General features: G+C 57.1%; 9 protein-coding genes and 1 rRNA gene. 6 read left to right on the plus strand and 4 right to left on the minus strand.

The features are described from left to right. The first annotated feature begins 83 nt into the window (after positions 1-83). The 5 genes from rrf (at position 84) to aceK (ending at position 6300) form a co-directional block, all read left to right on the plus strand. Positions 84-199 (plus strand): 5S ribosomal RNA (gene rrf / locus AC6I8B_RS01225). A 179-nt stretch (positions 200-378) separates the two neighbouring features. After that, entirely contained in the window at positions 379-1308 is a 930-nt protein-coding gene (metA, locus tag AC6I8B_RS01230; protein WP_010252696.1) for a homoserine O-acetyltransferase MetA, read from the plus strand. 263 nt (positions 1309-1571) lie between these two features. Continuing rightward, complete coding sequence (gene aceB, locus AC6I8B_RS01235) at positions 1572-3170, plus strand: malate synthase A (protein ID WP_157353540.1); 1599 nt, start codon at positions 1572-1574, stop codon at positions 3168-3170. A gap of 17 nt (positions 3171-3187) precedes the next feature. Further along, on the plus strand, positions 3188-4489 hold the full coding sequence (gene aceA / locus AC6I8B_RS01240) for an isocitrate lyase (RefSeq protein WP_010672196.1): 1302 nt from the start codon (positions 3188-3190) through the stop codon (positions 4487-4489). A gap of 62 nt (positions 4490-4551) precedes the next feature. Next, on the plus strand, positions 4552-6300 hold the full coding sequence (aceK, locus tag AC6I8B_RS01245; RefSeq protein WP_010252686.1) for a bifunctional isocitrate dehydrogenase kinase/phosphatase: 1749 nt from the start codon (positions 4552-4554) through the stop codon (positions 6298-6300). Here the strand turns inward: aceK and iclR are convergent. Next, entirely contained in the window at positions 6275-7102 is an 828-nt protein-coding gene (iclR, locus tag AC6I8B_RS01250; RefSeq protein ID WP_157353598.1) for a glyoxylate bypass operon transcriptional repressor IclR, read from the minus strand. The genes aceK and iclR overlap by 26 nt on opposite strands. A gap of 242 nt (positions 7103-7344) precedes the next feature. Here iclR and metH point away from each other — a divergent pair, with 242 nt between their 5' ends. Then, the gene (gene metH, locus AC6I8B_RS01255; protein WP_497817730.1) at positions 7345-10980 is read left to right on the plus strand and encodes a methionine synthase; all 3636 of its coding nucleotides are present in this window, start codon (positions 7345-7347) and stop codon (positions 10978-10980) included. Positions 10981-11266: 286 nt separating this feature from the next. Here the strand turns inward: metH and AC6I8B_RS01260 are convergent, their stop codons facing one another. Genes AC6I8B_RS01260 through AC6I8B_RS01270 form a run of 3 tightly spaced genes read right to left on the minus strand, consistent with a single transcriptional unit; the run spans position 11267 to position 14744 of the window. After that, positions 11267-13357, minus strand: a complete 2091-nt coding sequence (locus tag AC6I8B_RS01260; RefSeq protein WP_033770826.1) for a YjbH domain-containing protein — start codon at positions 13355-13357, stop codon at positions 11267-11269. Next, positions 13357-14100 (minus strand): capsule biosynthesis GfcC family protein, encoded by a 744-nt coding sequence (locus tag AC6I8B_RS01265; RefSeq protein WP_010252675.1) that lies wholly within the window; start codon positions 14098-14100, stop codon positions 13357-13359. Before AC6I8B_RS01265 ends, AC6I8B_RS01260 begins: the two co-directional genes overlap by 1 nt. Beyond that, positions 14097-14744 carry a YjbF family lipoprotein gene (locus tag AC6I8B_RS01270; protein ID WP_010672200.1) on the minus strand — a complete coding sequence of 216 codons (648 nt, stop codon included), beginning with the start codon at positions 14742-14744 and terminating at the stop codon, positions 14097-14099. Before AC6I8B_RS01270 ends, AC6I8B_RS01265 begins: the two co-directional genes overlap by 4 nt. Positions 14745-14857 lie beyond the last annotated feature (113 nt).

Consider the following 14857-nt stretch of genomic DNA (forward strand, 5'->3'; position numbering starts at 1 on the left):
AGAGGCGTTTTTGAGAGACACGATTTTCAGCCTGTACCGGATATATCTGCGCGGCCTTACGGGCGGCGCGGAGACAGAATTTGCCTGGCGGCTTTAGCGCGGTGGTCCCACCTGACCCCATGCCGAACTCAGAAGTGAAACGCCGTAGCGCCGATGGTAGTGTGGGGTCTCCCCATGCGAGAGTAGGGAACTGCCAGGCATTAAATAAGTGAAGAAGCCCCGCACGAAAGTGCGGGGCTTTTTTACGTCTGCACTTTGCCACGTTAAGCTGAAACATTTTCATTTTCTGCATCAAACCTCGACATCTTACAACGATCAGGCTAATGTTGGGCATCCAGATGTCTAAACGTTTATATGGTTGTAAGAGGTGAGCAGGTTATGCCAATCAGGGTTCCCGACGAATTACCGGCAGTGAATTTTTTGCGTGACGAAAATGTCTTTGTGATGACATCGTCGCGCGCCAGTGTTCAGGAGATCCGCCCGCTTAAAGTGCTCATACTGAATCTGATGCCGAAAAAGATCGAAACGGAGAATCAGTTTCTGCGTCTGCTTTCCAACTCGCCCTTACAGATCGATATTCAGCTGCTGCGCATCGACAGCCGCGAGTCACGCAATACGCCCACTGAGCACCTCAACAACTTCTACTGCAATTTTGAAGATATCCAGCATGATAACTACGATGGCTTAATCGTGACAGGTGCACCACTCGGGCTGGTTGATTTTAATGATGTCGCTTACTGGCCACAGATTCAGCGCGTTCTGCACTGGGCAAATGAGCATGTCACCTCAACCCTGTTTGTCTGTTGGGCGGTTCAGGCCGCGCTTAACATTCTGTATGGCATTCCCAAGCAAACCCGGCATAACAAACTGTCTGGCGTCTATGAGCATCAGATACTGCATCCCCATGCGTTACTGACCCGCGGTTTTGATGATAATTTCCTCGCACCGCACTCACGCTATGCTGATTTTCCCACTCATTTGATAACGGATTACACCGATCTTGAGCTGTTTGCTGAATCGGAACAAACCGGTGCCTATCTGATGGCGAGTAAAGACAAACGTCTGGTGTTTGTTACCGGTCACCCGGAATATGATGCCCTGACGTTGTCTGGTGAGTATCATCGCGATTATGAAGCGGGGGTGAATCCGGAAGTCCCTTATAACTATTTCCCGCAGGATAATCCGGTATTGCCACCCCGCGCCACCTGGCGCAGTCACGGCAATCTGTTGTTCTCGAACTGGCTCAACTACTACGTTTACCAGATCACGCCGTTCGATCTGCGTCACATGAACCCAACGCTGGAATAGTCCTGTCTGAAGATCAACTGAACCGTGTTAGCCGATGGCAACACGGTTTTTTTTCGCCTTTAAAACGTTAATTGAAAGCGATTCCTTTAATGGATTAAAGTTTTATTGCAGATAAAACACAGGGATAGGTTAATTTATATTTAAAAATGGAAATAGTTTTTGATTTAAAAAAATAAATGCTTATGCTCTGATCCTGTAGCTCACAAAATAAACACCGTGTGGATCCGCTGCTTTCGATCCTTTGAATACAGGAGAACGCCAGCATGACAGACTCAGTGATCAGCCATACCCTGATTTTCAGCCAGCCCTTTAGCCATGCAGAACAGCAGCTGTTAACGCCCGAGGCTGTTTCTTTTTTAGAGTCTCTGGTCGCACGCTTTGCACCGCAACGCGAAGAGCTGTTATCGGCTCGCCAGCAGCGTCAGCAGCAATATGACCAGGGCTATCTGCCAGACTTCGATATGGAAACGGCTTCCATAAGAGCCAGTGAATGGCGTATTCAATCTATTCCGGCAGATTTAGAAGATCGTCGGGTCGAGATCACCGGTCCACCCGATCGGAAAATGGTGATTAACGCCCTGAACTCAAACGTTAAAGTCTTTATGGCCGACTTTGAGGATTCGCTCTCTCCGGAGTGGTCGAAGTTGATTGAAGGGCAACTGACACTGCGCGAAGCAGTACAGGGCACCCTGAGTTATACCAGCGACAAGGGCAAAATTTATCAGCTCGGCGCTACCCCTGCGGTGCTGATGTGCCGGGTGCGTGGTCTGCATCTGTCAGAAAAACATGTCAGCTGGCAGGGGAAGGCAATTCCGGGCGGGCTGTTTGATTTCGCGCTCTATTTCTTCCACAACGTCCGGCCATTACTGGCCAAAGGCAGCGGGCCTTATTTCTATCTGCCGAAAACCGAGAGCTGGCAGGAGATCGCCTGGTGGCGTGAGATCTTCAGTTTCAGCGAGGATCAGTTCGATCTGCCGCGTGGCACGATCAAAGCCACTGTCCTGATCGAAACCTTACCCGCCGTGTTTCAAATGGATGAGATCCTGTGGAATCTGCGCGATCACATTGTTGGCCTCAACTGTGGCCGCTGGGATTACATCTTCAGCTATATCAAAACCCTTAAACAGCATGCGGATCGCGTGCTGCCGGATCGCCAGTCCGTCACCATGTCTCAGCCGTTCCTGGACGCTTATTCGCGACTGCTGATTAAAACCTGTCATCGGCGGGGGGCTTTTGCGATGGGCGGGATGTCAGCGCTGATCCCCGCTAAAGATCCCACGCGCAATGCCTGGGTACTGCAGCGCGTGACGGAAGATAAGCAGCGGGAGGCAGGTAACGGGCATGACGGCACCTGGATTGCTCATCCTGGTCTGGCAGAGACCGCGATGGCGGTCTTCAACGCCGCGCTGGGCGACCGGCCAAACCAGCTGCAGGTCATGCGGGAAGAGGATGCGCCGATCACTGCGGAGCAGCTGCTGGCGCCCTGTCAGGGTGAGCGCACCGAAGCCGGTATGCGCGCCAACATCCGTGTTGCGCTGCAATACCTTGAGGCGTGGATCAGCGGTAACGGCTGTGTCCCGATTGACGGACTGATGGAGGATGCCGCCACCGCTGAGATCGCACGCACCTCAATCTGGCAATGGATTCGTCATCAGCAAATGCTGAACAACGGCCAGCAGGTCACAGCTGAACTGTTTCTGCGCTGGCTTAACGAAGAGCTGCATCTGCTGCAAAACGCGCTGGGCGAAACCCACTTCAGCGCCGGTCGCTATGACGACGCGGCGCAGCTGATGGCTCAGATCACCACCGAGCGCGAGCTGGTTTCCTTTCTTACCCTGCCAGGCTATCGCCTGATCCCCTGAACAGAGGAGTTATTGCCATGACACGTACTCAACAGATCGATCAACTGGAACAACTCTGGCAGACCGCACGCTGGCAGGGCATTACCCGCCCTTACAGCGCAGCAGAGGTCGTCAATCTGCGCGGCTCGGTCCTGCCCGCCTGTACGCTGGCAGAGCGCGGTGCGGAAAAATTATGGGCGTTGCTGAATGGCGAGGCGAAGAAAGGGTATATCAATAGTCTGGGTGCGCTGAGCGGCGGGCAGGCACTGCAGCAGGCCAAAGCGGGCATCGAAGCGATCTACCTTTCTGGCTGGCAGGTAGCGGCGGATGCCAACGTGGCGGGGCAGATGTATCCCGATCAGTCCCTCTACCCGGTGAACTCGGTGCCGGAAGTGGTGACGCGCATTAATCAGACCTTTCAGCGCGCCGATCAGATTCAGTGGTCCAGCGGCATTGAAGCGGGGGACAGCCGGCACACCGATTTCTTCCTGCCAATTGTGGCCGATGCTGAAGCTGGTTTTGGCGGCGTGCTGAATGCGTATGAGCTGATGAAGGCGATGATTCAGGCGGGCGCGGCGGCGGTCCACTTCGAAGATCAGCTGGCGGCGGTAAAAAAATGCGGTCACATGGGCGGCAAAGTTCTGGTACCGACTCAGGAAGCCATTCAGAAACTGGTGGCGGCACGGCTGGCTGCCGATGTAATGGGCGTGCCAACCGTGCTGCTGGCACGAACTGATGCCGACGCCGCTGACCTGATTACCTCAGACTGCGATGAATACGATCGTCCCTTTATCCAGGGCGACCGGACGGCAGAAGGCTTCTTCCGCACCCACGCCGGCATTGAACAGGCGATCAGTCGCGGGCTGGCCTATGCACCTTATGCTGACATCCTGTGGTGTGAAACCTCAACGCCGGATCTGGCGATGGCGCAGCGCTTTGCCGACGCCATTCATGCGCGTTTCCCCGGCAAGCTGCTGGCCTACAACTGTTCACCGTCGTTCAACTGGAAGAAGAACCTCGACGATCGCACCATCGCGAAGTTTCAGCAGGCGCTCAGCGACATGGGCTATCGCTTCCAGTTCATCACGCTGGCGGGCATCCACAGCATGTGGTTCAACATGTTTGATCTGGCCCACGCCTACGCCCAGGGCGAAGGGATGCGTCACTATGTTGAAAAGGTTCAGCAGCCTGAGTTCGCTGCCCGCGATCGCGGTTACAGCTTCTCTTCGCATCAGCAAGAGGTGGGCACCGGCTATTTTGATCAGGTAACCAATATCATTCAGGGCGGTAAGTCCTCGGTCACCGCGCTCACCGGTTCGACCGAAGAGCATCAGTTCTGACCCTTTTCCTCTGACTGATTCCCCGTCCGCAAACCGCGGGCGGGCGTTTACCGGAGCTGATTATGCCGCCACGCGAATCATTGATCGCCCACACTATCCTGCAGGGTTTTGATGCACAGTATGGTCGCTTTCTCGACATCACTGCTGGCGCACAGCAGCGGTTTGAGCAGGCGGAATGGCAGGCGGTGCAACATGCCATGAAGGCCCGTATTCATCTCTATGACCATCACGTCAGCCTGGTTGCCGATCAACTGCGGGTGCTGAACGGTGCGGCCAGCTGGGATGAGATGTTCTGGCTGCGGGTTAAGGACCACTATCAAAGCCTGCTGCCCGGCTATCCACGGCATGAAATTGCCGAAAGCTTCTTTAATTCTGTCTACTGCCGGTTACATGGACATGCCGATCTGCAGCCTGACCGGCTGTTTATCTTCAGCTCTCAATCCCTGACCGCACCGGTCACACCTTTGCGCCCGTTATCGCGCCGTTATCAGCCGGAGCGGGGCTGGCTGGCACTGGTGGATCAGGTGTTGAGCGATTTACCGCTGACGTTGCCGTGGCAGCAGCGCGCTCGCGACGTCGGCTGGATTGTCCGCCACCTGCAGTCGCATTTTCCCCGGCTGAACCAGGGCTGGCTCGAGGTTAACAGTGAACTCTTCTATCGTAACAAAACCGCCTGGCTGGTGGCGCGGCTGCATCTGCCGGAAGGCATCTTGCCCTGTCTGCTGCCGATCCAGCGCAGTGAAACGGGCGAACTGTGGATCGACACCTGTCTGACCGATGTGAATGACGCCAGCATTGTCTTTGGTTTTGCCCGCGCCTATTTCATGGTTTATGCGCCGGTGCCTGCGGCGCTGGTCGCCTGGCTGCAACCGATTCTGCCTGGCAAAACCCTGGCGGAGCGCTATATGGCGATTGGCTGCCAGAAGCACGGTAAAACCGAGAGCTATCGCGAGTATCTTCAGGCGCTGGCAGAGAATGAGACGGCCTTTGAGATCGCACCCGGCGTGCGCGGCATGGTGATGCTGGTCTTCACGCTGCCGGGCTTTGACTGGGTGTTCAAGGTCATCAGGGATCGCTTCGCGCCGCAAAAAGAGGTGACGGAAGCGCAGGTCCGCGCCTGTTATCAGCAGGTCAAAGAGCACGATCGCGTGGGACGTATGGCGGATACGCAGGAGTTCGAGCAGTTTGCGCTGCCGCTGTCGCGCATCTCACCGGCGCTGCTGGCAGAACTCCACGCCTGCGTGGCTGAGAAGCTGCATATCGAAGGCGATCGCCTGATTATTCGTCACCTGTGGCTGGAGCGCCGTATGCAGCCGCTTAATCTCTACCTGGCCCAGGCGAATGCCGCAGAGCGACGTCACGCGATTGAAGAGTATGGCAATGCCATCCGACAGCTGGCGGCGGCCAATATCTTTCCCGGAGACATGCTGTTTAAAAACTTCGGCATCACGCGCCATGGCCGGGTGATTTTTTACGATTACGATGAGATTCGCCCGATGCAGGAGCTGCACTTCCGGGATGTGCCCGCGGCGCGCTATGAGGAGGATGAACTCAGCGCCGAGCCCTGGTACAGCGTCGGGCCGGACGATGTCTTCCCGGAAACCTTCCGCTATGCGTTATGCAGTGAAGCCGCTACCGGCGCATTGCTGTTGCAACTGCATCCGGAGATATTCGACGCCCGCTGGTGGCGCGCGCAGCAGCAGCGCATCGCCCAGGGTCATGTGGAAGAGGTGATCGCCTGGCGGCAGACGCAGCGTTTCAGCGTCTGCTACGGCGCAGATAAAGTTAACGACCGCTGTACGCCAGCGTAACCTGGCGCGCTTCGCGGATGACCAGTGCACCTAATTCAGTAATCCGATCGTCAGTCATGCGGGCGATGGGGCCGGAGATGGAGAGCGCGGCAAACGCCTCGCCATGTTCGTCATAGATTGGCGCGGCGACACAGCGTAGTCCAAGCGCATGCTCTTCATCATCAAATGAGAAGCCCGCTTTGCGCACCAGCGCCAGATTCTCTTTCAGACTCTGCGGTGACATCAGGGTTTTCGGCGTGTAGTAATGCAATCCTTTCTGATGCAGCAGGGCGGTGACCTGCTCATCGCCCTGGTGGGCCAGAAATGCTTTGCCTGCGCCAGACGCATGCATCGGCAGCTTGCCGCCAATCGGCGCAGACATTCGCATCAGCTGGGTACACTGCACCTGATCAATGATCACCGCCTGGTGATCGCTAAGATCCAGCACCGCCAGATTCACCGTTTCACCGGACTGCTCCATCAGGCTACGCAGCACCGGGTGTACCAGCGCCAGCAGGTTACGGCTCTGCAGGAAACTGCTGCCGACCACGAAGGCGTGTGCGCCGATCGTCCACAGCCCGAGATCGCCCACCTGCCGGACAAAACCCTGCTGCTGCATGGTGCTGAGCAGGCGATGCGTGGTGGAGTTAGGCAAACCCGCCTGCTGAGCCAGCTCGGTCAGCGCTACGCTGCCATGTGAGTCAGCAATCAGCTCCAGCAGCGTCAGGCCGCGGGTCAGCGATTGCACCTGACCGCCCGCGGGTGCGGCGACAGGGGTGCCACGGGGTTTCTTGCCGCGCTTAACAGGAACCGGCGTTGCCATCATTGTTTCTCCTTTTGCATTGTGGAAATCATTTTCGTTTTAATCACGCGCATTGCAAACGCTGGTTTTCTGGTCAGACCTGTACAGCCGTGACCTGAAAATCTCTCAGTCGAGGTTACTTTGTCGCCTGACCAGCTTGTGCCAGAATGAAAAACGGGCTTTTCCGCCAGCAGACTGACGTGAATGGGGCAACAGTGAGCAATAAAATCGACGCGTTAAAACAGCAGCTCGCACAACGCATTATGGTGCTGGATGGGGGTATGGGCACCATGATCCAGAGCTATAAGCTGGAAGAAGAGGATTATCGCGGCAGCCGTTTTGCTGACTGGCCTTGCGATCTCAAAGGCAATAACGATCTGCTGGTGCTGAGTAAACCGGCAGTGATCCGCGAGATCCACGACGCCTATCTGGCGGCGGGTGCGGATATCCTCGAAACCAACACCTTTAACGCCACGTCGATTGCGATGTCGGATTACCAGATGGAACGTTTATCGGCGGAGATCAATTTTGAAGCGGCCCGCCTGGCGCGAGCCTGCGCCGATGCGTGGACGGCGAAAACGCCGGATCGTCCGCGTTATGTCGCGGGTGTGCTCGGCCCGACCAACCGCACCTGCTCGATCTCACCCGACGTCAACGATCCTGCCTACCGTAACGTTACTTTTAATCAGCTGGTGGAGGCGTACCGCGAATCGACCCGCGCGCTGGTGGAGGGCGGGTCCGACATCATCATGATTGAAACGGTGTTCGATACGCTGAATGCCAAAGCAGCCGTCTATGCGGTGCAGACCGAGATGGAAGCGCTGGGCGTTGCGCTGCCGCTGATGATCTCCGGCACTATCACCGACGCCTCCGGCCGAACGCTCTCCGGCCAGACCACCGAAGCTTTTTACAACTCGCTGCGTCACGCCGAACCGCTCTCTTTTGGCCTGAACTGCGCGCTGGGACCCGACGAACTTCGTCAGTATGTGGCGGAACTGTCGCGCATCGCTGAAGGCTACGTGACCGCCCATCCCAACGCCGGTCTGCCCAATGCTTTTGGCGAATACGATCTGGATGCGGAACTGATGGCGCAGCAGATTGGTGAATGGGCCACCGCCGGATTCCTGAACATTATCGGCGGCTGCTGTGGCACCACACCGCAACATATCGCTGCCATGGTGGCGGCGGTTGAAGGCGTTGCACCGCGTCAGTTGCCGACGATCCCGGTGGCCTGCCGTCTCTCCGGTCTGGAGCCGCTTAACATCACCGCAGAGTCACTGTTTGTTAACGTCGGTGAGCGCACCAACGTCACCGGCTCGGCAAAATTTAAACGGCTGATCAAAGAAGAGAAGTATAACGAAGCGCTGGAAGTGGCGCTGCAGCAGGTGCAGAGCGGCGCGCAGATCATCGATATCAACATGGATGAAGGCATGCTCGACGCCGAGGCGGCGATGGTACGCTTTCTGAATCTGATTGCTGGCGAACCGGATATCGCCCGCGTGCCGATCATGATCGACTCCTCAAAATGGGAGGTGATTGAGAAAGGGTTGCAGTGCATTCAGGGCAAAGGGATCGTGAACTCAATTTCGATGAAAGAGGGTGAAGCGGCCTTTATTCATCATGCGCGTCAGGTCCGGCGTTACGGCGCGGCGATGGTGGTCATGGCGTTTGACGAAGTGGGTCAGGCGGATACCCGAGCCCGAAAAATTGAGATCTGCCGCCGTGCTTACCGGATCCTCACCGAACAGGTCGGCTTCCCGCCGGAAGATATTATCTTCGACCCCAACATCTTTGCGGTCGCCACCGGCATCGACGAACACAACAACTACGCCATGGATTTCATTGGTGCCTGCGAAGATATCAAGCGCGAGCTGCCCCATGCGATGATCTCCGGCGGCGTCTCCAACGTATCGTTTTCATTCCGTGGCAACGATCCGGTGCGTGAAGCGATACATGCCGTCTTTCTCTATTACGCCATCCGTAAAGGCATGGATATGGGCATCGTCAACGCAGGCCAGCTGGCGATTTATGATGATTTGCCGGCAGAACTGCGCGAGGCGGTAGAGGATGTGATTCTTAACCGGCGGGATGATGGCACCGAGCGGCTGCTGGCGCTGGCGGAGAAATACCGTGGCGGCAAAAGCGATGGCTCGCAGGAAAAACAGCTCGCGGAATGGCGCAGCTGGGACGTGGTGAAACGGCTGGAGTATTCGCTGGTCAAGGGGATCACCGAGTTTATCGAGCAGGATACCGAAGAGGCGCGCCAGCAGGTACCACGGCCGATAGAGGTGATTGAAGGCCCGCTGATGTCTGGCATGAACGTGGTCGGTGACCTGTTCGGTGAGGGCAAAATGTTCCTGCCGCAGGTGGTGAAATCGGCGCGCGTGATGAAGCAGGCGGTGGCGTATCTGGAACCCTTTATCGAAGCCAGCAAAGAGGCGGGGCGCAGCAACGGTAAAATCGTGCTGGCCACGGTCAAAGGCGACGTGCACGACATCGGCAAAAATATTGTCGGCGTGGTGCTGCAGTGTAATAACTACGAAATCATTGACCTTGGCGTGATGGTGCCGGGCGAAAAAATTCTTAAAACGGCGCGCGAAGTGAATGCGGACATCATCGGCTTATCAGGCCTGATTACGCCGTCGCTGGATGAGATGGTCAACATGGCGAAAGAGATGGAGCGTCAGGGCTTTACCTTACCGCTGCTGATTGGCGGCGCGACCACCTCGAAGGCGCATACCGCTGTCAAAATTGAGCAGCATTACAGTGGCCCGACGGTCTACGTGCAGAACGCCTCACGCACCGTTGGCGTGGTGTCGTCGCTGCTTTCCTCCACGTTAAAAGAGGATTTCGTCGCCCGAACCCGCAAAGAGTACGAGACCGTGCGCATTCAGCATGCACGCAAAAAGCCGCGCACGCCGCCGGTCTCGCTGCAGGCGGCGCGCGATAACGCCACCTCAATTGACTGGGAGAGTTACACGCCACCCGTGCCGCATCGTCCCGGGGTCAGTCAGGTGGAGGCCAGCATTGAAACGCTGCGCAACTACATCGACTGGACGCCATTCTTTATGACCTGGTCGCTGGCGGGCAAATATCCCCGCATCATGGAAGATGAGGTGGTGGGTGAAGAGGCGCAGCGTCTGTTTGCCGATGCCAATGCGATGCTCGACAAATTAAGCCAGCAGTCGCTGCTGAAGCCACGTGGCGTGGTCGGTATTTTTCCGGCTAACCGGGTCGGCGATGATATTCATCTCTACAGTGATGAGCGGCGTGATGAGATTTTGTGTGTGAGTCATCACTTACGCCAGCAGACCGAAAAAACCGACTTCGCCAACTACTGTCTGGCGGATTTTGTGGCCCCGAAATCGAGCGGCAAAGCGGACTATCTCGGTGCCTTCGCGGTGACCGGCGGGCTGGAAGAGGATGCGCTGGCGGAGGCGTACGATCGTCAGCATGACGACTACAACAAGATCATGGTGAAAGCGCTGGCTGACCGTCTGGCGGAAGCCTTTGCCGAATATCTGCACGAGCGGGTACGTAAGGTGATCTGGGGCTTCGCGCCTAACGAAAATCTCAGCAATGAAGAGCTGATTCGGGAAAATTATCAGGGGATACGTCCGGCGCCAGGCTATCCGGCCTGCCCGGAGCACACTGAGAAAGCCGCCATCTGGCGTCTGCTGGCGGTGGAAGAACAGACCGGCATGAAGCTCACCGAATCCTTTGCCATGTGGCCGGGCGCGTCAGTCTCTGGCTGGTACTTCAGCCATCCTGACAGCCGCTATTTCGCCGTAGCGCAGATCCAGCGTGACCAGGTGGAAGATTATGCGGTACGCAAAGGGATGTCGTTAACGGAAGTTGAGCGCTGGCTGGCGCCGAATCTCGGCTACGACGCGGACTAAATAAAAAAGCGGCCTGAGGGCCGCTTCAGACTGCTGACAAATCCAGCTCCGGTTAAATCTGGCAGCAATGAAGAAACTCAACGCGCAGGGAACCCGGTCAGAGGAGGAAAGCGTCCCGCGCCAGGGACGGCGCGGGCCGAGCGGCCAGGGATGGCATTAGCGCCTTTCCGATCTGACCGGGTTCCCTGAGCAGGCGCGATCTCATTGCTATGCTTTGCTTCAGGCGTATGCTCCCTGAGCCTGCTTTCTGTTAACCGCATGAAACGGCCCTGAGGCCGCCATCTGCTTAGTTAAAGCGCGCGTCGCGATCGGACGTCAGATCATAAAGCTGGTACTTGCGACCCAGCATCTGACCGCCATCACGCGTCAGCGGCACCCAGTTCACCTGCGCGCGACCGCGCGTTGGCGTCACGGTGAACAGATCCATTGGGATGGAGATATAGAAGCCTTTGGTGAAGTCGCCTTCGCCATACTCTTCAGACGAGACGTTGGTTTTGGTGGCATAGACACCCACCATCACGCCGCTGTCGAAGCGCTTCGACACATCGACCGTCACACCTTTATCTTTCGCCAGATACTGACCGACGCTGGTTTTCACCAATACATCCTGCATGAACCATGGACGCCAGTAACCCGTCAGGTTGCCGGTTGAGGCTTTATAGCGATTAAACTGCATCATGTTGTCCCAGTCACGCTGACGGACATAGTTGGCATCGACGCCCACCGCCCAGTTCGCATCGACCGGGCGATAGAGCAGCTCGCCGCCCACGCCGCCATACATCGTCTCCAGGTACCCGCCGTAAACCTGACCATAGAAGCCGTTACCGAGGTGGCCCATATAGTTCGCCTGCAGATCGTTGACGTAGACGTTGTTCTCAACGTAGTCGCGGATATGGGTACGCACACGCGGCAGCGAAGAGTCCGCCGGTGCGCCGTTGTAGTTGAACTTGTCGTAGTTGTTGGCGAGGTTACCAAACAGACTACCGCCCACCAGCAGGTGATCCGTCAGCCAGTAATCAGCGTTAGCCATTACGCCGACCTGATACATATAGAAGCTTTCCGGGCCGCCCACCGACTGATTCAGCACGGGTGAGAGGCTGTAGTTCAGGCGATCCTGACGAATAAACATACCCTGCTCGGTGCTACCCGGATCGACCGGTTCTTTGCGGGTCTGTTGCAGTGGCTGCTCATGGCCCAGCGGATAGCCTTCCAGATTGTTACGCAGGCTGGCGACCTGTGTCTCAGTCGTCACCTGTGGCATGTTAAAGCGCGACTCGGTGACATTGATGGTGTCGATGCCGTCAGGCAGGTGGTTCATGATGATGCGGTTCGCACGATCCACCCCTTCACGGGTATCGCGATACTTCGTCTGCTCGCCTGACACATAGATCGTGTGACCCTGAGTCTGAATACGCGGACCATCGAGACCGGCATTGTATTTCAGATCGGTCAACTGAGTGCCCACCACCGTCGGCTCCAGCAACTTAGGTTGCGGCTGCGGATTGTAGGAAGGCTTCTCACTGTCGATGTGCGCCTGACGCAGATCGTTGAAGTTGGTGCGAATGGTGACACCAAACATAAAGGTGTTACCGCGTTCGTAGCTGGCGTTGATGTCAGCCCAGTCGGTCACGCGATAAATCGCGCCGACGTTGAGCTTGCTGCGCTGCTCAAGGCGACCAGCAAAGTCATTCTGGTAGTCGTTGCCCTCATACTCCATTTTAAGGCGCAGCGGCTGCCAGGGCGTCTGATACTCCACGCCGCCAAACAGCGCCGTCGGGCCGTGGAACATCTGCGAGCCGTTGATTGAACCCGCTTCGCCCACCTGCGGACGCTGGCAATAGCTGTCGCTGTATGAGCAGAAGGGGTTCTTCACGGTGCCGCTGTTGCCGAGATAGCCCCAGCCAAGCCCCAGGGTAAAGTCGAACGGTCCCCATGCTTTGGTCGCCACCAGATATTCGCTGTCGAACAGACCGGTACCGCCCAGATCGCGGGTTCCCACCGCCACTTCCGGCAGCCAGAAGCCCTCCTGCCACAGACGGAGTTTCAGGTCGAAGGCTTTATCTTTATAGCTCTGCGTGCCGCTGAATTCTGAGACCGCACTGTACTGACGGGTGCGCACGTCGGTATACCGCACCGTGGTCTCCAGCCAGGGAAAGAGCTGCAGTGACGCGGAGTAGTATCGGTACTGATCGTTGTCGCGCGCGTTGAGGCTGAACTCGCCCTCTTTGGCCATGCGCGCCGTCGGCACCTGCATCAGACCCACGCCGCCGAAATCGGATTGTGAAGGGCCCACCGGCTCGGGCCAGGTGTCAGCCTGCGCCTGACAGGCTGCCGCCACGGAAACAGCCAACAGGCTGAAGAGATAACGTTTTTTCATCAGTCTGGTATCCGGTGAGTCAGTACGGAAAGGATGCGTTCATTAAGGTCTTCATAGCTGCCTGGCAGGCTCCATGACGAAAAGCCGAGCCAGATAATGCTGCCTGGCTCCACTTCCGCGTGGCGATGATTCCAGTAGGCAACCGGCACCTGCTGTGTGGCGCCTGAAGGTGCAATCACGGTGACAAAATTGCGTTCTGCCCCGGAGAGTGCGTCATGACCATCCAGATAGTCGCGTACTGATTTACCCGGCTGCCAGCTCACTTTGCCAGCGCCGCTCAGCGCGCCGAGCAGCAGCACAGAATCGGAGGGGGCCTGCAGATAGAGGTCATAGCTGCCTTCCAGCCGACGGTTGTCAGCCGGATGCAGACGGATCCAGTCCGGGTCGAGCGACGTGAACTGGCGACCTGCTACTTTGATGGCGCTCAGCTGGCGGATCACCTCATCAATGGCCGCCGCCCGATCGCCGCTGCTGTCGGCACGCCAGGCACGTAACGCGCCCAGCGTCTGTTGATAGTGCTGCTGTGCCACTGCGCTGGCGCCGCGCTCGGCAATAAAGGTCGCACGCCAGTCAGTGTTGACCTGCAGTGGAGGCAGAGTCACCAGCTGGGAGAGATCCGCGACCTGGCTCAGCTCAGCCTGACCGCCGTTGTGCGGTGCATGAACGATAACCTGCGCAGTTGCCTGCGCTTCTGCGGCGCTGAACAGGCTCAGCCCGGCCAGCAAAAAAGTGATTTTTTTCATGATTTCGCCGGCTTCAGAATAGTGATATCTACAGGGAAGGCGTCTGCCGCCAGCATCTGATGGGCCTGCACCACATCGCCGCTGCTGTTATCGATCCAGAAGGTGTTTTCCCACTCGCGGTTACTGCTGTCGATGCTCACCTGCTCATGCCAGACGCGGCACGGAATGCGGTTGCCCGCCACGGTCAGGACTTCGTCGGTGCCGCGCTGGAAGGTTGAACGCACAGTCGCGCCGCGAACCTTGCCCTGTTCGGTCCACTGCACGATGCGGGTCCAGCCTGCACCGTTGCTGATATGCAGGCTGTCAGCGAGCGGATCCTGTTGCAGATTGCTGACGCTAAGCAGGTTATCCGGCAAGCCCAGGGTTTTAACCAGGCGGCCATGCTGTGTCACCAGCATCGCCTGATCCTGTGTCACCCATTTCTGCTGACCTTTCTCGTTGTAGCCGAGCACTACAAAAATGCGCGGACCTTCATTCAGGCGAGCATAGAGACTGGCATAGGGAAGATTGTTGACCTGTTGATCGGTAACGGTCACGTCGTCCGGACCGTTAACCGCAAGCAGCAGAGTCTGTTCAAGACCTTTTTGCGTTTGTGTACAGGCCTGCAGCAGCAGGCAAGCGAGCAGCAGAGGAAGTTGGCGCACTGTGTGTCCCTGATAAGTCATGCCAAAGTAAAAAATAACCACACAGGCGTGTGGTTATGTTTAAAGGTGCTCTGCCCGTCCCGTTCCGGCTGCAGAAATACAGGTTACGTGGC

Source organism: Pantoea sp. X-Soil-ISGK-285, from assembly GCF_059730815.1.

Bases quoted from the DNA above. Each gene is read 5' to 3' on its own strand.
- metH (WP_497817730.1), top strand. From the start codon at position 7,345: ATGGTGCTGGATGGGGGTATGGGCACCATGATCCAGAGCTATAAGCTG.
- aceB (WP_157353540.1), top strand. From the start codon at position 1,572: ATGACAGACTCAGTGATCAGCCATACCCTGATTTTCAGCCAGCCCTTT.
- iclR (WP_157353598.1), bottom strand. From the start codon at position 7,102: ATGGCAACGCCGGTTCCTGTTAAGCGCGGCAAGAAACCCCGTGGCACC.
- aceA (WP_010672196.1), top strand. From the start codon at position 3,188: ATGACACGTACTCAACAGATCGATCAACTGGAACAACTCTGGCAGACC.
- AC6I8B_RS01265 (WP_010252675.1), bottom strand. From the start codon at position 14,100: ATGAAAAAAATCACTTTTTTGCTGGCCGGGCTGAGCCTGTTCAGCGCC.
- metA (WP_010252696.1), top strand. From the start codon at position 379: ATGCCAATCAGGGTTCCCGACGAATTACCGGCAGTGAATTTTTTGCGT.
- aceK (WP_010252686.1), top strand. From the start codon at position 4,552: ATGCCGCCACGCGAATCATTGATCGCCCACACTATCCTGCAGGGTTTT.
- AC6I8B_RS01260 (WP_033770826.1), bottom strand. From the start codon at position 13,357: ATGAAAAAACGTTATCTCTTCAGCCTGTTGGCTGTTTCCGTGGCGGCA.